This window comes from Luteolibacter flavescens (assembly GCF_025950085.1).
GTDB classification, from domain to species: domain Bacteria; phylum Verrucomicrobiota; class Verrucomicrobiia; order Verrucomicrobiales; family Akkermansiaceae; genus Haloferula; species Haloferula flavescens.
The window spans coordinates 210,489-229,229 of sequence record NZ_JAPDDS010000004.1; the positions used below are offsets into that span (position 1 = coordinate 210,489).

At 65.2% G+C, this 18,741-nt stretch carries 17 protein-coding genes; 9 read left to right on the forward strand and 8 right to left on the reverse strand.

Going from position 1 to position 18,741, the window contains the following annotated elements:
* The 5 genes from mraY to OKA04_RS08885 all read left to right on the forward strand — a co-directional run bounded on the left by mraY (position 1) and on the right by OKA04_RS08885 (position 5,123).
* On the forward strand, positions 1–1,215 hold the full coding sequence (mraY, locus tag OKA04_RS08865) for a phospho-N-acetylmuramoyl-pentapeptide-transferase (protein ID WP_264500792.1): 1,215 nt from the start codon (positions 1–3) through the stop codon (positions 1,213–1,215).
* On the forward strand, positions 1,215–2,519 hold the full coding sequence (murD, locus tag OKA04_RS08870) for a UDP-N-acetylmuramoyl-L-alanine--D-glutamate ligase (protein ID WP_264500793.1): 1,305 nt from the start codon (positions 1,215–1,217) through the stop codon (positions 2,517–2,519). Before mraY ends, murD begins: the two co-directional genes overlap by 1 nt.
* A 9-nt stretch (positions 2,520–2,528) precedes the next feature.
* Entirely contained in the window at positions 2,529–3,395 is an 867-nt protein-coding gene (locus tag OKA04_RS08875) for a LysM peptidoglycan-binding domain-containing protein (protein WP_264500794.1), read from the forward strand.
* Positions 3,396–3,443: 48 nt separating this feature from the next.
* The gene (locus OKA04_RS08880; RefSeq protein WP_264500795.1) at positions 3,444–4,586 is read left to right on the forward strand and encodes an FtsW/RodA/SpoVE family cell cycle protein; all 1,143 of its coding nucleotides are present in this window, start codon (positions 3,444–3,446) and stop codon (positions 4,584–4,586) included.
* 90 nt (positions 4,587–4,676) lie between these two features.
* Entirely contained in the window at positions 4,677–5,123 is a 447-nt protein-coding gene (locus OKA04_RS08885; RefSeq protein ID WP_264500796.1) for a hypothetical protein, read from the forward strand.
* Positions 5,124–5,147: 24 nt separating this feature from the next.
* Here OKA04_RS08885 and OKA04_RS08890 read toward each other — a convergent pair whose 3' ends face one another.
* From OKA04_RS08890 to OKA04_RS08900, 3 genes are read right to left on the reverse strand one after another with little or no spacing between them, the layout of a single operon-like run.
* Complete coding sequence (locus OKA04_RS08890; RefSeq protein WP_264500797.1) at positions 5,148–5,606, reverse strand: VOC family protein; 459 nt, start codon at positions 5,604–5,606, stop codon at positions 5,148–5,150.
* Positions 5,607–5,657: 51 nt separating this feature from the next.
* Entirely contained in the window at positions 5,658–7,247 is a 1,590-nt protein-coding gene (locus OKA04_RS08895) for a LamG-like jellyroll fold domain-containing protein (RefSeq protein ID WP_264500798.1), read from the reverse strand.
* A 7-nt stretch (positions 7,248–7,254) separates the two neighbouring features.
* On the reverse strand, positions 7,255–7,791 hold the full coding sequence (locus OKA04_RS08900; protein WP_264500799.1) for a sigma-70 family RNA polymerase sigma factor: 537 nt from the start codon (positions 7,789–7,791) through the stop codon (positions 7,255–7,257).
* 252 nt (positions 7,792–8,043) lie between these two features.
* Between OKA04_RS08900 and OKA04_RS08905 the strand changes: the two genes are divergently transcribed.
* The 4 genes from OKA04_RS08905 (at position 8,044) to OKA04_RS08920 (ending at position 15,635) form a co-directional block, all read left to right on the forward strand.
* Entirely contained in the window at positions 8,044–8,622 is a 579-nt protein-coding gene (locus tag OKA04_RS08905) for a hypothetical protein (RefSeq protein ID WP_264500800.1), read from the forward strand.
* Between the two features lie 154 nt (positions 8,623–8,776).
* Entirely contained in the window at positions 8,777–11,515 is a 2,739-nt protein-coding gene (locus OKA04_RS08910) for a beta strand repeat-containing protein (RefSeq protein ID WP_264500801.1), read from the forward strand.
* Between the two features lies 1 nt (position 11,516).
* The gene (locus tag OKA04_RS08915; RefSeq protein ID WP_264500802.1) at positions 11,517–12,566 is read left to right on the forward strand and encodes a thrombospondin type 3 repeat-containing protein; all 1,050 of its coding nucleotides are present in this window, start codon (positions 11,517–11,519) and stop codon (positions 12,564–12,566) included.
* Positions 12,567–12,650: 84 nt separating this feature from the next.
* Complete coding sequence (locus tag OKA04_RS08920; protein ID WP_264500803.1) at positions 12,651–15,635, forward strand: FAD-dependent oxidoreductase; 2,985 nt, start codon at positions 12,651–12,653, stop codon at positions 15,633–15,635.
* Between the two features lie 21 nt (positions 15,636–15,656).
* On the opposite strand, the gene OKA04_RS08925 is transcribed toward OKA04_RS08920, so the two are convergent.
* The 5 genes from OKA04_RS08925 to OKA04_RS08945 form a co-directional block, all read right to left on the reverse strand.
* Positions 15,657–16,235 (reverse strand): L,D-transpeptidase family protein, encoded by a 579-nt coding sequence (locus OKA04_RS08925; RefSeq protein WP_264500804.1) that lies wholly within the window; start codon positions 16,233–16,235, stop codon positions 15,657–15,659.
* Positions 16,236–16,321: 86 nt separating this feature from the next.
* Entirely contained in the window at positions 16,322–16,774 is a 453-nt protein-coding gene (locus OKA04_RS08930) for a hypothetical protein (protein ID WP_264500805.1), read from the reverse strand.
* Positions 16,728–17,165 carry a hypothetical protein gene (locus tag OKA04_RS08935; protein WP_264500806.1) on the reverse strand — a complete coding sequence of 146 codons (438 nt, stop codon included), beginning with the start codon at positions 17,163–17,165 and terminating at the stop codon, positions 16,728–16,730. The genes OKA04_RS08930 and OKA04_RS08935 overlap by 47 nt, the downstream gene beginning before the upstream one ends.
* A 117-nt stretch (positions 17,166–17,282) precedes the next feature.
* Positions 17,283–17,918 carry a YceI family protein gene (locus tag OKA04_RS08940; RefSeq protein ID WP_264500807.1) on the reverse strand — a complete coding sequence of 212 codons (636 nt, stop codon included), beginning with the start codon at positions 17,916–17,918 and terminating at the stop codon, positions 17,283–17,285.
* Between the two features lie 75 nt (positions 17,919–17,993).
* Complete coding sequence (locus tag OKA04_RS08945) at positions 17,994–18,719, reverse strand: pirin family protein (RefSeq protein WP_264500808.1); 726 nt, start codon at positions 18,717–18,719, stop codon at positions 17,994–17,996.
* Between the last annotated feature and the right edge of the window lie 22 nt (positions 18,720–18,741).

An 18,741-nucleotide genomic window follows, 5' to 3' on the forward strand; every position in this document is an offset into this window, starting at 1 on the left:
ATGCTCTACTGGATTTACGAATGGTGGAAAGCCGCTTTCGAGGCGGAGAAGGCGAGCGGCGTCCAGGAGTGGGCGCACACCTTCTCGTTCCTCAATCTGCTCGGCTACATCACCTTCCGGGCCGCGGCGGGTTGCTTGCTTGCCTTCGTCATCAGCATCTTCGCCGGGCCGCGCGTGATCCGTCGTCTCATCTCGCTGAAGGTGGGCCAGCCGATCCGCACGGCGGAGGAAGTCCACAAGCTCGCCGAGCTTCACGGCGGCAAGGTGGGCACCCCCACGATGGGTGGCGTGCTCATCCTCGGCTCGGTGCTCATCTCGGTCTTCGTGTGCGCGCAGCCGTTGAATCCCTTCGTGGCCGTGTGCTCGTGCACGATGGCGGCGCTCGGCCTGCTCGGCTTCTGCGATGACTACAAGAAGGTGAAGCAGAAGAAGTCCGACGGCGTCAGCGCGCGGACGAAGCTCTTCTGGCAGCTCGTCATCGCGGTGGTCGCGGCGTGCTTCATCTATTTCAAAAAGGAGATCAGCGGCTACGGCGCGACTCCCGAGGAGATCGAGGCGGGGCGCGCGGGCTTCAAGCTGGGTGCGAGCCACATCGGCATCGGCCAGATCTGCTTCCCGCTTTTCAAGTCGCCCATCATCGACCTCGGCATCCTGGTCATCCCGTTCTTCGCGGCGATCATCATCGGCAGCTCGAATGCGGTGAACCTGACCGACGGTCTCGACGGCCTGGCGATCGGCTGCACCATCACGGTGGCGCTTGCTTACGCGGCGCTCGCTTACCTCGGCGGTCACGCCTACATGGCCCGGGAATATCTGGTCATCCCCTACAATCTCTACATCGGCGAGCTGGCCGTGCTGCTGCTCGCGCTGGCCGGTGCGGGCTTCGGCTTCCTGTGGTTCAATTGCCACCCGGCGAAGGTTTTCATGGGCGACACCGGTTCGCTGGCCATCGGCGGCGCGCTCGGCACCGCGGCCATCTGCGTGAAGCAGGAGCTGCTGCTCGTCATCATCGGCGGTGTCTTCGTCATGGAAGCCTTGTCGGTGATGCTGCAGGTCGGCAGCTTCAAGCTCCGCCGCAAGCGCATCTTCGCGATGGCGCCCATCCACCATCACTTCGAGCTCCGCGGCTGGCATGAGAGCCAGGTGATCATCCGTTTCTGGATCATCTCCATCATGCTGGCCCTCTTCGGACTCGCACTGCTCAAGATCGCCTGATGACCCTGTCCGGAAAAATCGTCGTCGTCCTCGGTGCCGGCCGCAGCGGCCGTGCAGCCGCCGCCCTCGCCCTGCGCGAGGGTGCGGAGGTCCACGTCCACGATGCATCGCCGTCCATCGACGGCATGCCCGTCGGCGTGCAGGTGCATCCGGGAGCCACGGTGGAAAAGGGCGGCGGGGTGACCTCCGACCTGCTCGTCATCAGCCCCGGCATCGACACCTACGGCCCGCTCGTCGCTGCCTACTCGCAGGGTGCGGGCGAGGTGATCGGCGAGACGGAGCTCGGCTACCGCTACTACGAGGGCCGTATCGTCGGCATCACCGGCACGAATGGCAAGACGACCACGACCGAACTGGTCGAGCGCATCCTGAAGGCAGGCGGCTACGATGCCGCACCATGTGGCAACTACGGCCACCCGCTGTGCGAGATCGTGCTGCGCGACCCGATGCCGAATGCGGTGGCGCTGGAGCTGAGCTCCTTCCAGCTCGAGACGATCAAGGACTTCCGCCCGGATGTCTCCATCTGGCTGAATTTCGCGCCGGACCACATGGACCGCTATCCCACGGTGCAGTCCTACTTCGATGCGAAGTTCCGCATCTTCATGAACCAGACCGCGGACCAGAAGGCCATCGTCCGCACGGGGGAGAATCTCCCGGCGATCCTGCCGGAGCTGGTGACCTTCTCCACGGAAGATCCCGAGGCGGATTGGTTCTCCGATGGACGTCGTATCACGCGCCGCGGCGTGGAGGTGCTGGACCTGGAGGCGAGCACGCGCATGCGCGGCCTGCACAATGCGGAGAACGCGATGGCGGCCATCGCCGCGTGCGAGGCGATCGGCATCCCCATCGGGGCCGCGCGCACCGCGCTCGATGGCTACGCGCCGCCGCTCCACCGTTGCGAGCTGGTGCGCACGCTGGATGGCGTGGAATATCTCAATGATTCCAAGGCTACGAACTTGCATGCCCTGGAGAGCGCGCTACGCTCGCAGACCCGCCCGGTGGTGCTCATCGCCGGGGGAAAGGAAAAGGGCCTCGACTACGCGCCGGTGGTTCCTTTGTTAGAAAAGAAGGCGGTGGCTGCCGTGACCTATGGCCAGATCGCCGCACCCCTCGCCGGGATCTTTTCCGCAGCTGTCCCCGTCAACCAGGTGACCACCCTCGCCGAGGCCGTGGAAGCCGCCCGCAAGCTCGCGCCGCGCGGGGCCACCGTCCTGCTGTCGCCGGGCACCTCATCCTTCGACCAGTTCTCCGGCTACGAGCAGCGCGGGGATGTCTTCCGTGATCTCGTTCTCAATCTTCGTTGATTTGCACCCATGAAATTCTCCGATCTTTCCGTGAAGCGCCGTCCGGCAAAGAAGCCGGTCTTCCGCAAGCTTTTCGCCAACGTCCGCCGCAAGCAGCAGAAGGTCGCCGTGTCCGCGCCGATGCCGGATGCCGATGGCGACGTGCCGAACCTGGGCATCGCCCGTGCGCTGGTGGTCATCCTCATCATCCACGTCATCGCCATCGGTGGTATCTTCGCCCACAGCAAGTGGTTCGAGAAGGACTCCGTGATCGTGCAGGAAGGCTCGGCCATCGTGCCGGCCAAGCAACTGCGCGATGCCGGCGAGCCGCTGCCGAAGATCGACAAGAACGACGAGCCCTACCAGCCGAAGGCCGGTGAGACCTACGCCTCCATCGCTCGTGACAAGGGCGTGAGCGAGCAGGCGCTGCGCGAGGCGAACAATAACATCGAGATCCGCCCGAGCCGCATCCTGCGCATCCCGCAGCAGGCAATCACCGCGCTGGAGCCGCAGGAACTCATCGCCGCCCGCAATGGCAGCGTCGTGCTGGAGAATGCGGATGCGATGCCGAACGAGGAAGCCGCCCCTGCCCCGACCCCGGTGGTGATGGACGAGATCCGCAACGCCCCGATGGTCGAGACCGCTGCCGCAAGCTCCGGCACCGTCTTCAAGCCGCGCGTCCAGCGCGAGACCGCCGCCTCGCAAGCTGCTCCATCCACCCCGGTGAAGCCGCAGGCCCAGACGTCCGCGATGAACCGCAGCTACAAGGTGAAGTCCGGTGACACCTTCTGGAAAATCGCCCAGGCACACAAGACCACGCCGGATGCCATCATGAAGGCGAACGGCATCTCCGACCCGCGCAAGCTGAAGCCGGGCATGAATCTGAAAGTGCCCTGATCCTCTCTCCCCGCCGTCGGTCGTCAGCGCTCTCTCCCCCCCAACGCCATGAATCGCAGCGCTTCCATCCTCCTTTGCACCGCCGTAGCCGCCCTCGTCTCGCTCGGGCTGGTCATGCTGACCAGTACCGGAGCGTGGGTGAAAAGCGCGGCGACGCCGTATGCCTTTGTCATCGACCAATCGAAGTATGCGGTGGTCGGCCTGATCGCGGCGTTCATCGCGGCGAAGCTGGATCCGATCTGGCTGCGCCGGGCGTGGCCGTGGGCACTCGCCTTTGCGTGCGTATTGCTGGTGCTGTGTTTCGTTCCCGGCGTGGGAGTCGAGTACCTCGGGGCGAACCGCTGGATCAGGGTTCCCGGCATCGGCACCTTCCAGCCATCCGAGTTGGCAAAGGTGATCGCGCTCATCGCGATGGCCGGATGGTTTGCCCGCTGGCAGACGGAGGTTCACACCTTCTGGCGCGGCTTCGTGCTGCCCGGCATGCTGGTGGGGCTGCCGGTCGCGCTCATCGCGATCGAGACCGACGTGGGCTCCGCGCTCGCACTCTCGGTTGCGGCAGGTGCGTTATTCTTCTGCGTCGGCACTCGGCTTCTCTTCATCATCCCCACCGCTGTCACCGGTATCACGGGGGCGATTTGGTACATCATGTCGGATCCGGTGCGAAGCTCCCGCATCGAGGCCTGGCTGGATCTGGAGACCTACCAGCGCGGGAAGGGCCAGCAGCAATGGCGCGCCCTACTCGCCTTCGGCAACGGAGGCCCGGAAGGCGTCGGCCTCGGCAATGGCTCGGAGAAATTCGGCACGCTCACCTTCGCCTACAGCGACTTCATCTTCCCGGTGGTGGGCGAGGAACTCGGGCTGCCATTCACCCTCGGCACCGTGCTGTGCTACGTGATCATCGCGGTGTGCGGTTGCTCGATCGCTATCCGTGCCTCGAATCTCTTCGACCGCTGCCTGGCGCTTGGCATGACCTGCGCGCTGGTGATTCCCGCGATGGTGAACATCGCCGTGACCACCGCGGCCCTGCCGAATGACGGACTGCCCTTGCCCTTCGTCAGCCACGGCGGCACCAGCCTCATGATCTGCCTCGGCGTCGTCGGACTGCTGTGCGGCATCCATCGCCGCTCCTACGTCACGCACGACAGCGGCGAGCCGGTCCTTGGCAACAAGGTCTATGCGGTGAAGCTCTGATCCCGCCATCGCGTGATTCCAAAGCGGGGGCGCAGGAGCTAGTATTCTGGTTTCCTTCCGCTCCCACCTCACCCCAATAGCACCACTGCGATGGACGACGAGAGATGTGCCTTTGGTGACCCGGTCGTGGCGAATGATCTCATCGCCGTCTCGGACAAGCTGGCCGGGCCGCTGCGTGTGCAGAGGCTGAAGATGAAGGTGGCCTTCTGGCTGCTGATCCCCGTCATCACGCTGCCATTGCTGGCGATGGAACTCATGGGCGTGAGCCTGCGGGTCACGGGCTGGAAAGGGGTGGCGCTTTTCCTCGTCGCCCCGTGGCCCATCATCGGGATCCTCCTTTGGCAGATCTTCGGCGAGAAGCGGGTGCGGCGAAAGATCTACCGCGAGGAAGGCCTCTATTGCCTGAACTGCGGCAAGATGCCCTCGGGCTCCGGTGCGGATCAATACGAGGACTGGATCGCCTGGCGGAGCTGCCCCCGCTGCGAGGGCAAGCTGAAGCGATTTGAGAACGACCGCACGACGCCTCCGCTCGGTTGATCAGCGGAGGCGCGTGGTATCGGCTCACGCCTGATTCTGCTCGGCCCACGTTTTCGCGGCCTCGTCCATTTCTTCCGGCGAGACGTCGCGGACGTGGGAAGCGAGGGTCCAGCGATAGCCGAAGGGGTCGTTCACCTTGCCGCTGCGGTCGCCCCAGAACATGTCGGTCGGCGCTTGCACCACCGTGGCACCGGCAGCGATGGCCTGCTCGAAGGCGGCATCGATGTCCGTGACGTAGAGCATGAAGGAACATCCCTCGCCCACCGCAGGGGCGAGCGCGCCATGGTGGGGATACTCGTCGGAGAGCATGATGCGCGAGTCGCCGATATTGAACTCCGCATGCATGATCTTCCCCGTCGGCTCCGGCATGCGGAAGACCTCCACGGCACCGAATGCCTTCGCGTAGAAATCCAGCGCGGCCACGCCATCGCGGACGGTGAGGGACGGGGTGACGGTGTGGTAGCCTTGGGGAATCTCGCTCATGCGGCATGGCCTAGCATGGCGAGGCGGCTTTGACGAAGGAAACCGCAGCCATCAGCGCATCGCCGCCGCGATTTCCTCCGCGGTCAGCGCGCGGGTGAGCAGGGCGAATTCATCGATGCGGCCGTTGAAATTCCGCACCATGCCATTGGTTGGCGAGGTCGGGCTGGAGGCGTCGAAGTTGCCGAGGTTCGCGAGGCCGAGCTGGATCGGCACCTTGCGCGTCATGCTGCCCGCGGCGACCTCGCTGCCATTCATGTAATGCCTCATCATCCCGGTATCGCCATCGATGACGGTGGCCAGATGCAGCCAGCGGCCGAAGTCCTGCGGGGTGACGACGGGCGGGCTCTCCAGGCGCTCCCACGAGGGGTAGGCGTGCTCGGGCTCCGCCCGCAGGCCGAGCAGCATGCGCCCGTCGCGATCGAGCTTCCAGTGGATCTCGCCGATCTGCTCCGGTGCCATGGAGAGCAGGGCATTGTGCTCAAGCGGCAGGCTATCCACGCGGACCCATGCCATGAGGGTCACGGACGGGGTGACGCCCTCCGCGCGGAATCGCACGCGGTCGGAGGTCTTGGCAAAGCCGAGCGCGCCCTTCCTGTCCCAGCGGCCGGAGAGCGTTTCGCAGCCGATGATGGTGCCGTGGGAATTTCCCGCCGCACCCGCGGCGCGATTCGTCAGGATCATCGACGTGCGGTCGAGTCCCTCGAAGTCGAAGTGGATCTGCAGGTCCGGCGTGGTGCTGAATGCCTGCGAAGCAGTCTGCCAGTCTCCCCGCTGCGCCTCATTCACGCGGGCGGTCTCCTGCATCAGGCGCGAGGGATCGGTGAAGGCCTCGCGGCTCGCGGGAAAGGCCTCGGATTTCCCGTGGCGGATCGAGACGGCATGTCCTTCGAAGAGCTCGCGGGCGGTGGCTTCCGGCACCTCGCCCTGCAACTCCACCTCGCCATCGAAGACGTGGACCTCGCAGTCGTCGGCGTTCGTGACGCTCATGCCGAATTCCGTGCCGCGGTCCACGACGCGCATCTTCGCATTGATCACGGTGAAGCCCTCGGCGGGCGGCGGGACCTTTGCGGTCAGCTTGCCATTGTCGAGGCGTGCCAGATTCGGCGAGAGCAATTCCAGCGTGGCGGGACCTTCCAAGACGACACGCGCGCCGCTGTAGAAGTCGAGCTGGAGCGTGCCCTTGCGGATCTTGATGAAGCCCTTTGGCAAGGCCTCGCCGGGCGCATACGCGGTGCTGTCCCACTCCACGTCGAAGGCCTGGTCCAGCAGCGCGACCTCGTGGCTGTGACTGTCGGCCTTTGAGGCGATGTCGGTTCCGGTGCCGGGCTGCTCCTTCGAGGGCACCAGCCACCACCCGAGGGCGAGGCATGCGGCGAGCCCCGCGGAGATCCATGCCCGGCGGGAAAACGGGATCACCTTCCGTGCGGGCGGAGATGGCGCGGTGTCTTCGAGCAACGACGCGCCGCCTGCCTGCAGCGCCTGCTCGCGCAGCAGGCCGTGCCACTCCGAGTGCTCCAGGAAAAGCTGCCGGGCCTTTGACGACGAGAGGAGCATGGCCTCCAGCTCGCGTCGTTCTTCCTCCGTCAGCTCACGGTCGAAGTGGGCGGAGATCAGTCGATCAAGTCGTGCTTCGTCGAACATGGAGGCATCAGGAAGGATTCGCTGACATCTTGCGCATCACGCACTCGCGGAGGAAAGCCCGCGCGCGGGAGAGTGTCACATTCACGGACTGCACGGTGCAGCCCATCAGGTCCGCGATCTGTGGCGGCAGGTGGTCGTTCTGGTAGCGGTAGTCGATGGACCGGCGCGCCTGCGGGGCGAGCTGGCTCAGGCAGGAGCGCAGCAGGGCCAGCCGCTCATCCGCATCCGCGCGGAATTCCCGGGGCTCCGCGCCGAGCGCCTGGAGCACTTCCTCCGACAGGCTCTCGAAGCGCCGCGCGCGGAGTGCTTCCAGCGACTTGTAGCGCGCGATGGTCTTCACCCAAGCGGCGAAGCTGGTGCCGATCTCGAAGGAGGCCGCCTTCCTCGTCACGGTGAGAAAGGTCTCCTGCATCACATCGTCCGCCACGGAGAAATCCGGGATCATGGCGAGGATGTAGCCGCGCACCGCCGGCTGATACTGGACGAAAAGGCCCTGCACCTTGGCGGTGTGGGCTTCCTCGGGTGTCGGCGGGTCGTCGTGCATCGTTTCCTGTCCGGGGATAGGATGATGCCAGAGCCGCCGGACTTAGCAGTGAAAATCCGGGGGGCGGATCATCGCTTGTCCCGTTTACCGGGAGTTTCATCCAACGGGTTCTTGATTGCGCACAGCTTCCTTCGGATGGGAGGATAGGGAGACCAGATGAGAATGATCCTTGCTGCTTTCATGTTCCCTCTTCTCGCATTCGCGGAGACGAAGGAGTTTCCGTTGGCCGTGGCGGATTCGGGTTCGAAGAACGTGGACGAGATCGTGAAAGGACTGGTGTCACTTCGTCCCGCCCCGGCACCTACCTCTACCGAAGTTCCGGGCGGATGGGCCGATGGCTTCACGTCATCCACGGGCCGCTATTCCACCCCGGAAGTGGAGACGTCGATAAAGAAGCTGAAGGATCTGGGCCCGGCTGCATTTCCCTATCTCATCAAGCATCTGGAAGATGATCGCTACTCCTACAGCGACCAGCCTTTCATTTCCAACTCCGACGGTCCCGGGTGGTCGAATAATTCGGTTGGCTCCGCCGTGTATCTCGTTCTCACCAACGGGATCACTTTCGCAGGGGGATACAAAATTCGTGAAGGGCCTGATGGAAAGGATCTGATTCCACTGACTATTACAGACTTCATCGCTGTGCGCGGTGGCATGAAGGCGTGGGTGGAGGCTGTGAAAGACCGGTCTCGCGCAGCAGTCTTCACCGAGTTCATCGACTGGTGCATCGCAGAAGAAAAGAAGCGGGGATTCAAGGACAAGGAAGACGAGGATCGGATAGTCTCCGTGTATTTGAAGAAGCGAGCGGAGATTGAGACGCCGGGAAAGAAGTAGGAGTAACCGGCGGATTTTTGCCGTGTTGGCAGGAGGTCCGTGAGGGAAGGGTGGCGCATTTTTTTTCGCGCCGTCTGCTAAGTCTCCGCGGTGAGCGGGCATTCAAGGTGATCGCTCGCCGGATTTACCCACCGGGGGGCGATGGTAGAAACCCATGAAACCGTTCCCCGTCCTCGCGTCGTCGCTTGCCCTCGTGGCAGGCTTTCCTGTCTCGCTCTCGGCCAGCAGCCTCATGTTCGACTTCGGCAATCCGGCACCCAATACGGGCGTCCCCGAAACGAACGTCGCGGCAAGCCCCGGACCTGTCGCCACCGGCAGCTACCGGACCCTCAGTCCCGGGCATGCCATCGGTGCCGTTCCACTTTCCGATACGACCTGGAACACCATCACGACTTCCAGCCCGCGCTCCGATCTCAGCTATTCCGACGGGACCGCCGCGACGGGCGTGACCCTGACGTTGGGGCAGGAGGCATCCGCGGGGGACAACATCATCAGCTACTCCACCGCAATCTCGACGCTCACCCTGATCGGGAACGGCGGCGGCACCGCGGGCCGGCAGAGCATGCTCGCACCCGGATCCATCTACGGGGATAGCCGTCTCGCTTCCTCGGCCGTGGGGCGCGATGGATTCTTCGGCGGGACGGGTGCCGCCATCGGCTTCCGCGTCGATGGCCTGGCTGCGGGCGACTACATCGTGTACCTGATGGGCCGGAACACGAACTCGAATACCGCGAGCCTTTCCGGCATGACCTTCCACGCGACCGCCGAGCCGCTTTCGGGCACCTTCACCGATTTCGTTTTCTCGTCCTCCGCATTCCAGTCAAATACGACCTACACCACCGCAGCCTATGCGGGGCAGTACGGGACCTTCACCGCGGGTGAAAGCTATGTGGCCATCCCCGTGACGGTCACTGCCGGGCAGTCGATCTATGTGGCCGTGGATGGCACGCAGACGGAGCTGCGCGGATTCCTCAACATGGCGCAGATCACTCCGGCTGCCGCCACGCCGGTGGAATTCAGTTGGTGGAACGGTGACGGCGACTGGGACACGACATCCCTCAACTGGAACGGCAATTCGCAGGCCTACGCCGAACCCGCGCGCGTGATCTTCCCGAATCTCGATGAGCCGGTCGATGGCATCAATACGGTGAACCTCACCGCTGCATTCGCCCCGCATTCGGTGAGCATCACGAACAACGGCGACTTCGACACGGCCGCGTATCACTTCACCGGCACCGGCGAGATCACCGGTGCCACGGGTATCGTGAAGAGCGGCTCGGGCATCGCGCGGTTTTCCAATGCCAGCAACTCGTATGCCGGGCTGCTCTCGGTAAGCGGTGGAGCGGTGGTGAAGGATGTGGCGGATAACACCACGGGAGGCATCAGCGTCTCGAATGGTGCCACCTTCATGCTCTCCGGAGGCGTCACGGATGGCAGCGGCCAGATCCTCACCCTCGCAGGACCGGGTCAGACCGCGCAGAATTATTTCTACACCGGCGCGCTCAACCAACGCGGCGCACTGCAGTCGAATGCGGGGGCGAATACCTGGGCGGGCGACATTGTGCTGACCGGCACCGCGGGAGCCAGCGGCACCACGCGCATCGGCGTGCAGAATGGTTCATCGCTCACGCTGACGGGTGCGATCTCCGAAGCGATCGCCGGGATGAGCCCTTACTTCCGCGCGGGTGACAGTCCCTCCGACTCCATCACCATCGCAGGCAGCGGCTCATGGACCGGTGCCACCCGCATCTACTCGAACGGAGGCGTGGTGAAGATCGGCGGCGACAACAAGCTGCCAACCACCGTGGACCTCATCGTGGGAAACACGGCGAGCCTGACCGGTTCGCCTACTTTTGACCTCGCGGGATTCAATCAGACCGCCGCGGGACTCGGTGGTGTGGGCGGCACGCATCCGCCCGTCGTCCAGAATTCCGGAAGCACCCTGTCCACCCTCACGCTCAATCCTACGGCGGCGAGCACCTTCCCGGGGATCATCCGGGATGCCGTGCAGCTCGTCATCGGCGGCACTGCCACGCAGACGCTCACGGGTGACAATACCCACACGGCCGACACGGTCATCAATGCCGGTGCCCACCTGATCGTCGGCGATGGTGGCGAGCTGCTCTTCCACCCGACCACGAACGGGATCACGAACTCGGTCGGCGGTGCGGGCACCCTCAACTACGATGGCATCCTCCGCATCGACGTGTCCGGCGCTTCCGTTGCCACGGGGAATTCGTGGACGCTGGTGAAGGTGGGCAGCCTAGCGAGCGCGACCTTTGGCACCACCTTCTCGGTGGCAGGTTCCTCCGCACCCTTCACCGAGACCCCGGTGGACTCCGGGATCTGGAAGCTCTCGGCGGGTGGCTCCGAGTGGACCTTCACCGAGTCCACGGGAGCACTGACGGTCGTCGGCGGGGGCGTGCAGCCTCCTTTCGATGCGTGGATCAGCGCCCGTTTTCCCGGCGTGACCGATCCTGCCATCATCGGAAAGGGTGCGGACCCGGATGGCGACGGTCGTGACAATCTCACGGAGTTCGCCCTGAACGGCGATCCCGACGATGGCTCCGACAATGGTCATCACGTCGTGGCGCTGGAGGACACCAATGCCAACGGGCAGAAGGAACTGACGCTCACGCTCGCGGTGCGCAAGGCGGGCGGCTCGCCGGTCTTCTCGGGCTCCCCGCTGTCTGCCATTTCGGATGGCGTGAAATACACGATTGAAGGATCGCTCGATCTGGTCTTCCCCGGCAGCGCCACGAGCGAGGCCGCGCCTGCCTCGGGTCCCGCCGGACTGCCATCGGACTACGAGTACCGCCGCTTCCGTCTCGATGCCTCCGAAGGCCTCTCGGGCAAGGGCTTCCTCCGCGTGAAAATCGAGCAAGCCCCGTGACATGAAGCGCCCGTGCTTTCACCTGGCTGCCATCGGCCTGATCCTGCCCTGCCATGCGGCGCCGTTGGCGCACGAGTCATTCGACTACGGTGCCGGCTCGGCGCTGACCTCCCGCGATGGCGGCGGTGGGTGGGCCGGTGCTTGGTATCAGGACGGGCAATCCGGCGTCGCCGGTGCCGACGGCCTGGGCTTCACCGATGCGCTGGGCAATGTGCTGGATGCGACGGGGCGATGCGCCGACACCACGGGCACGGCGACCACCCGCAGCCTGCGCGTGCTGGGAAGCGGCGTGACGAATGACGTGTGGATCTCCTTCCTGTGGCGGCTCCCCGCTTCTAACAGGAAGTTCGAGGGCGTGTCCTTTTATCGTGCGTCGCAGCAGGTCTTCACCGTCAGCAATCCCAGCACGACCACCACGTCGCAGATCTCGCTCACCAGCAATCTCACGGCGAACAACAGCGTGAACACGCAGAAGGGCGACTTCGGCACGACGCACTTCGTGGTGCTGAAGCTGACCAAGGGCGGCGGTGCGGGCGGCGCGGACCGGGTGGACCTCTTCCTCGATCCGGTACTGGCCGGCACCCCGTCCTCGCCGGATGCCGTGATCAGCGGCAGCAATTTCGACATCGACCGGGTGAGGATCGCCGGGGAGGACGGCGCGACGCTCCTGGTGGACGAGCTCCGCGTCGGCGAGACCTTCGCCGATGTGGCCCCGCACGATCCGGCGGGCGGTCCCGACAGCGACGGCGACGGCCTCACCGATGCGCAGGAAGCCGTGCTGGGCCTGAATCCGAATGTGGACGACTCCGCGCTCATTGCCGCCATCCGGGCGAATCCCGGATGGTTCGGCCTCCACGACCGCGCCGGCATCCTGGCGCAGGGGAATGGCGGGGTGGTGCTCGGGAAAGAGGGCGAGGGGCCGGTGAACCTGATCTTCGAGGTCCAGCACGGCGAGAACCTCGTCTCGTGGCGAGTGCTCGAAACTTTCAACCGCCAGGTCATGATCCCCCCGGGAAAGCAGTTCCTCCGCATCACTCCTGCAAGCCCGTGATACTATGAATGTAGTAATCCGGCATCACCCGCCGCACGCCGCCGTGCGGGCAGACGACTTCCATCGCACCAACCTCGACACGCCTTGAACCGCATCCTCATCCTTGCCGTATCCCTCTGTTTCCCGCTGCCCGCCGTGGCGGCCGATCCCGTGTCCCGTGACGTCGTCGTGTATGGCGGCACATCCGGCGGCGTGATCGCCGCCGTGCAGGTGGCGAAGTCGGGCCGCTCCGTGGTCCTCATCTCGCCGACGCAGCACCTCGGCGGTCTCACGACCAGCGGGCTCGGCTGGACGGATCTTGGCGAGAGCTCCATCCTCGGCGGGCTCAGCCGCGAATTCTACCACCGCGTGTACCAGCACTACCAGCAGGGCAGCGCGTGGAATTGGCAGACGCGCGCGAGCTTTGGCAATGCGGGGCAGGGCGGACCGGCCTTCAATGCGACCACCGAGGTCGCCTCGGTCTTCGAGCCGAAGGTGGCGGAGGCGGTCTTCAGCGCGATGATCTCGGAGGCCCAGGTGCAGGTCATCACCGGTCGTCTCGACCTGGACGATGGCGTGGTTATGGACGGCGGGAAGATCGAGCGGCTGAAGCTGGAGGACGGCCGCGAGTTCGCGGGGAAGATCTTCATCGACGCGAGCTACGAGGGCGACCTGCTGCCCGGCGCGGGCGTGAGCTTCACCATCGGCCGCGAGGCAAATGCGACCCATGGCGAGACCTACAGCGGCATCCAATCGGCACGCGCGACGAAGAACCAGCTCCGCGACGGCATCGACCCGTATGTGGTCCCGGGGAATCCGGCGAGCGGCCTGCTGCCCGGCGTGAATCCGGATGCGGGCGGCGTGGATGGCAGCGCCGACACGCGCCTGCAGGCGTATTGCTTCCGCATGGTGCTGACGGACGTGGCGGCGAACCGGGTGGCGGTCGCGCAGCCGCCGGGCTACAACGAGGCGGACTACGAGCTGGTCTTCCGCTCGATCGCCGCGGGTCAGACGACGGGCTTCTTCAAGCTCGACCTGATGCCGAACCGCAAGACGGACTCGAACAACACGGGTGGTATCTCCACCGACTACATCGGCAAGAACTACGGCCCCGGCTGGAACTGGGCCACGCTGGATCACGACGAGCGCCTCGCGTTGGCAAAGCAGCACGAGAACTGGCAGCGCGGCCTGATCTGGACGCTGCAGAACCACGAGCGGGTGCCCGCGTCTATCCGCAATGCATACGCGAAGTGGGGCCTGCCTGCCGATGAATTCACCGACAATGGCAACTGGCCGTGGCAGCTCTACGTCCGCGAGGCACGGCGCATGGTCTCCGACCACGTGATGAACGAGAGCCACTGCAACGGCAGCGTCGTGGTTCCGGACTCGGTGGGCCTCGCCGCCTACGCGATGGACTCCCACCACGTGCAGCGCCAGGTGAAGAATGGCATGGTGAAGAACGAGGGCGACGTGCAGATGCCGGTGGCGAATGCTTACCCGGTCTCCTACCGGTCCATCGTGCCGAAGGCCGGGGAATGCCCGAACCTGCTGGTGCCGTGGAGCCTTTCCGCGAGCCACATGGCCTTCGGGTCCATCCGCATGGAGCCGGTCTTCATGATCCTCGCGCAGTCCGCGGCGCTCGCGGCGGACATGGCGCTGGATGACGGGCTGACCGTGCAGCAGGTGCCCTACTCGCGCCTGCGTCCGGTGCTGCTCGCTGCGGGACAGGCGCTCGGTGCGCCGGCCGTGGGCTTCCCGACGGCGGTCGTGGACAATACGGATGCCGGGCAGGTGACGGCCACCGGGGCATGGATCGCGGCCAGCTCCTCCTCCGGCTTCCTCGGCAGCGACTACCTGCACAATGACAATGCGGGCCAGGGTGCGAAGCAGGTGGCCTATGCGGCACCGGCGGGCACGGCGGGGATGCAGCGCGTCTTCCTGCGGTGGACCTCGCACTCGAACCGCGCGTCGAACGTGCCGGTGGAGATCGTGACCGCGGGTGGAAGTACGACGGTCACCGTAGATCAGCGGTCCAATGGCGGGAAATGGAACCTGCTCGGCTACTTCAGCGGCGTGCAGCAGGTGATCGTGAAGACGACCGGGGTGAACGGCTATGTCATCGCCGATGCGGTGGGATTTTCCACCGTGGCGGAGGACGACGACAGCGACTTCGACGGGATGAGCGACCTGCGCGAGCTGGAGCTGGGGCTCGATCCCATGTCGCCGGACACGGCATTCATCGATGCGGTGAAGCGGCATCCGGAGTTCTTCGACCTGCATTCCGCCGGGGAGATCCACGACCTGCGCATCGCGGGCTCCACCTATACGCCGGGACTGTATGGCTTTCGCATCGAGGGTGGTCCCGCGTGGGAGCTGCTGGAGGATTTCCAGCTCGCGGTGCCGCAGGACGGGCCGCGGCGCTTCTATCGCGTGGCACTGCAGGGGACGCCCTCGGGGCTGATCTCCGCGCTGGAGTCCGGCCAGCCGCGGAAGGTGGTGGTCTATGGCACCAGCCTCACCGCGGGCGGTGCCTGGGTCTCCCAGATGAATTCATGGCTCTCCACGAAGTATCCCGGCCTGCTCACGGTGGTGAACAGCGGTCTCAGCGGGAAAAACTCCGCGGAGGGGGTCGCCCAGCTCCAGTCAAAGGTGCTGGCCCACCAGCCTGACGTGGTCTTCATCGAGTTCGCGATGAACGATGCCTTCCGCTACAGCGATGGTACGCCGCAGCTCAGCGTGGAGCAGGCGCGGGCGAACCTGGTCTCGATGATCGACTCCATCCTCGCGCAGAATCCGCAGGCGGAGGTCATCCTCCAGACGATGAATACGGTCTGGGACTCGCCGTCCGGCAGCAACCAGTCCGCCACGCTGCGTCCGGATCTGGCCGCCTACTACGAGATGTATCGTAGCGTCGCCGCGGAGCGCGGGCTGATGCTCGTGGATCACGAGCCGAATTGGGAGGCGCTGCAGCAGGGCGACCTTGCCGCATTCCGAGCCTGGGTCCCGGACGGGGTTCATCCGGTTGCGCAAGGTCTCGGCAAGGTCGCCCTGCCGTTGCTGAAATGGAAGCTGACGGGCGGGAAGCCATAGCTTCCGTGCGTCTGTCCGCCGTTAGTAAGAGATCGTGACCGGCGTGCCGACCTTCACCGCGTGGTGGAGCACGGGGGCGAAGTCCTTTGGCAGGCGGATGCAGCCGTGGGATGCGGTTTCACCGGGCTTCGGGATGACACCGGCATGCATGCCGATGCCGTAGCTGGTGAGGCGCATCCAGTAGGGCATGGGGGCTGGGACGTAGCGCTCGCCGGGCGGCACCTTCGTGCGCGGGGTGGCGTCGCCATTGGTGACATTTCCCCACTCGTCCTCGATCCAGCCGTAGCGGTTCGAGTGCTTGTCCACGATCTTCTCGGTGATCTTGTAGGTGCCCGCGGGGGTGCCGTGGCCTTCCTTGCCGGTGGCGACGAAGCACCAGCCGATGTCCCGTCCGCCGCGGGTGAAGAATGCCTGCTGCTCGGAGAGCTTGATGAGGACCTTCACCTCGCCCGGGCCGGCGTCGTCATACCATTGGTAGAGGACGTGCTCGGCCTTCTGGGCCGTGGGCGGGGTCTTCGTGATGATATTCGTGGGGCCGCAGGAGATCAGGGTCAGGCCTGTGGCGGCGATGGCGATGCGGGACAGCAGCGAGGTCATCATGCTGGGGACGAGAGAGGACGGGACTGTTAGCACGGAATGCGCCGGTGGCCAAGTCCTTCGGACATCGGAAAATCAATCCCGCCGCCTCAGAGTGCCATCGCGAGGACGATCCCGCCGAAAATCGCGAAGCAGAAGAGGGAAATCCCCGTCACCAGCGGCATCGAGCGCCGGAGCTTTGGCACGAGGAAAACCAGCGGGGCGAGGCAGGAGGCGAAAAGGATCGCGTAGATCCACCAGAAGGGCCCGTCGAGCCGGGGCGTGTCCGGGATGTATTTCGCCCCGCTGTAGTGCGCGATGAACCATTCCATGCCGACCAGATAGCCGAGCAGGGCGGCGCAGAGGGCCTGCAGGATGAGCAGCGGGCCGAGCATCCGCGCCGCCGCGGCGTCCTCCAGCTTCCGGCAAATCCACATCAGGGAAATGACGGTGCCCGCGCAGAGGAGTGCCGTCTGGGTGACCCCGATGATGACCCAGGCGTCCATGGGCCGCGCCTCAGTCGAGGTATTCCACGCGGCAGTCGGCGGCTTCCAGCAGGGCATCGCGGCCGGTCAGCACCGGATCGTCCGCGCGGATGATCCGGGCGCGCAGGTACTGGAAGGGCCGGGGGGCGGAGACTTCCCAGTCAAAGAAGGAAATGAGCCGCAGGTCCACCGTGGCGGCGTCCAGGTGGGTCACGGGGTGATCCCAGGTCTCCGCCGCCGGGATGTCAGTCGAGACCAGCGCGGTGATGCTCGGGGAGGCGGGGGTGACCCGGTAGCGCTCCAGTGCCTCGCCGCCGGTGGTGCCGGGGATGGCCTCCGCATCCGCTGGCAGGGGATAGGTGACCCACACGCGGAGCAGGGTGGCCACGTCCTCCGGCGAGGAGGCGTCTGCGAGCTGCTGGCCCGCCTGGCGGAAGAGCTGGATGCGGTCGGTGAGATCGATGGGCATGGCTTTCCGCGATGCTGACGGATGGCCCCGGCGGATGTCGAGGCCGGGCCCTGACTCCACGAAAAAGCGGCCGGGAGACGTGCTCCGGGCCGCTCGGGAGGTATGTTCCGGGGAAAATCAGGCGCCCGGCTTGGCAGTGAGGTCGAGGCGGATCACGACTTCGTCGCGGATGAGGTCCTCGGCCTTGCCCGGGTAGACGATGCCGAAGTCCTTACGCTTGATGTCGAACTCCGCCTTGATCGTCACGGTGTCGCCGCTCTCGGTCACGGTGGCAGGGAAGGTGATGTTCTTCGTCACGCCGTGGAGGGTGAAGTTGCCAGCGACGGTGTAGGCACCGTTCTCACCGGCGGTCAGCTCGGTCACGTCAAACGTGGTCTGCGGGAACTTCTCCACGTCGAAGAAATCCGGGGCCTTCAGGTGCTCGGTGAGCTTGTCGGAGTCGGACCAGGTGGAGTTCATGTCGATCACCACCTTGTGGTCGTTGCCCACGGGCTTGCCGTCCTTCACGGTGAAGTGGCCGGTGAAGGTCTTGAAGCCGCCGTCGTGCTTGCCGGTGACCTTGGAGCCCGTGAATTCGACCTTCGACTCCGGGGTGAAGACATACTTCGTGCCCGCGGCGGTGTCGGTGGTGGTTTCGGTCTTCTCGACCGCGTCCTTCACGGCTGCGGCTTCGGTCTTGTCGGCCGGGTTCTCGCAGGAGACCAGGGTCAGGGCGAAGATGGCGGCGGGGACGGTCAGGATGTTGGTTTTCATGGAATGACGGGAGACGTTAGAGGTTCGATGGAAATTGGCAAACGATGGTTGGAATGACGAGACGGGAGGTGATTTTCAGACCCCGAGGTCGAAGAGCAGCGCCTCGACCGGGGTGGAGGTGGCGGTGAGGGTGTAGTCTCCGGCGCGTTCACTGGAGGCGGCATCGCCGGGAAAAATTCCCGCGCCGTTCAGTTCCGCCTCGCCGTGGATGACGTGGAGCCAGAGGCCGCGGCCGGGCGAGAGGGCGTGGGTGACGGTTTCGCCGGGCTGGAGCTTCAGCCGGTAGATGTCGGCATCCTGGGCGATGGTGGCGGAGTGGTCGCGGCCATCGGGCGAGATGACGAGCACCTTCGATGCCGACTCCTGCTCCGGGGTGGGGGTCCACTCGGTGTAGCGGGGCTGGAGGCCGCGCTGGCGGGGCAGGAGCCAGATCTGGAGCAGGTGGGCGGTCTCGCTCCCGGAGGGATTGAATTCCGAGTGGGTCACGCCGCTGCCCGCGCTCATGAGCTGGATCTGGCCGGGCTTCAGCACGCGAGCATTTCCCATGCTGTCCTGGTGGGCGAGGCTGCCCTCCAGGATGTAGGAAAAGATTTCCATGTCCCGGTGCGGGTGCGTGGGGAAGCCGCCGTGCGGGGCGATGCGGTCGTCATTGATGACGCGCAGCGAGCGGAAGCCCATGTGCGCGGGATCGTAGTAGTCGGCGAAGGAAAAGGTGAAATGGCTGTCGAGCCAGCCGTGGTTCACATGACCGCGCTCGCCGGAGCGGCGGATGTTGAGGTCGGTGTTCGTGTTCGCTTTCACGTCCCCATCCTGCCATGGAATC

Coding starts and splice junctions, on each gene's coding strand:
- mraY (WP_264500792.1), top strand. CDS start 1: ATGCTCTACTGGATTTACGAATGGTGGAAAGCCGCTTTCGAGGCGGAG.
- OKA04_RS08890 (WP_264500797.1), bottom strand. CDS start 5,606: ATGAGCGAGATTCCCCAAGGCTACCACACCGTCACCCCGTCCCTCACC.
- OKA04_RS08885 (WP_264500796.1), top strand. CDS start 4,677: ATGGACGACGAGAGATGTGCCTTTGGTGACCCGGTCGTGGCGAATGAT.
- OKA04_RS08880 (WP_264500795.1), top strand. CDS start 3,444: ATGAATCGCAGCGCTTCCATCCTCCTTTGCACCGCCGTAGCCGCCCTC.
- OKA04_RS08900 (WP_264500799.1), bottom strand. CDS start 7,791: ATGCACGACGACCCGCCGACACCCGAGGAAGCCCACACCGCCAAGGTG.
- murD (WP_264500793.1), top strand. CDS start 1,215: ATGACCCTGTCCGGAAAAATCGTCGTCGTCCTCGGTGCCGGCCGCAGC.
- OKA04_RS08915 (WP_264500802.1), top strand. CDS start 11,517: ATGAAGCGCCCGTGCTTTCACCTGGCTGCCATCGGCCTGATCCTGCCC.
- OKA04_RS08875 (WP_264500794.1), top strand. CDS start 2,529: ATGAAATTCTCCGATCTTTCCGTGAAGCGCCGTCCGGCAAAGAAGCCG.
- OKA04_RS08895 (WP_264500798.1), bottom strand. CDS start 7,247: ATGTTCGACGAAGCACGACTTGATCGACTGATCTCCGCCCACTTCGAC.
- OKA04_RS08930 (WP_264500805.1), bottom strand. CDS start 16,774: ATGCCCTGCTGGAAGCCGCCGACTGCCGCGTGGAATACCTCGACTGAG.
- OKA04_RS08935 (WP_264500806.1), bottom strand. CDS start 17,165: ATGCCCATCGATCTCACCGACCGCATCCAGCTCTTCCGCCAGGCGGGC.
- OKA04_RS08925 (WP_264500804.1), bottom strand. CDS start 16,235: ATGATGACCTCGCTGCTGTCCCGCATCGCCATCGCCGCCACAGGCCTG.
- OKA04_RS08910 (WP_264500801.1), top strand. CDS start 8,777: ATGAAACCGTTCCCCGTCCTCGCGTCGTCGCTTGCCCTCGTGGCAGGC.
- OKA04_RS08940 (WP_264500807.1), bottom strand. CDS start 17,918: ATGAAAACCAACATCCTGACCGTCCCCGCCGCCATCTTCGCCCTGACC.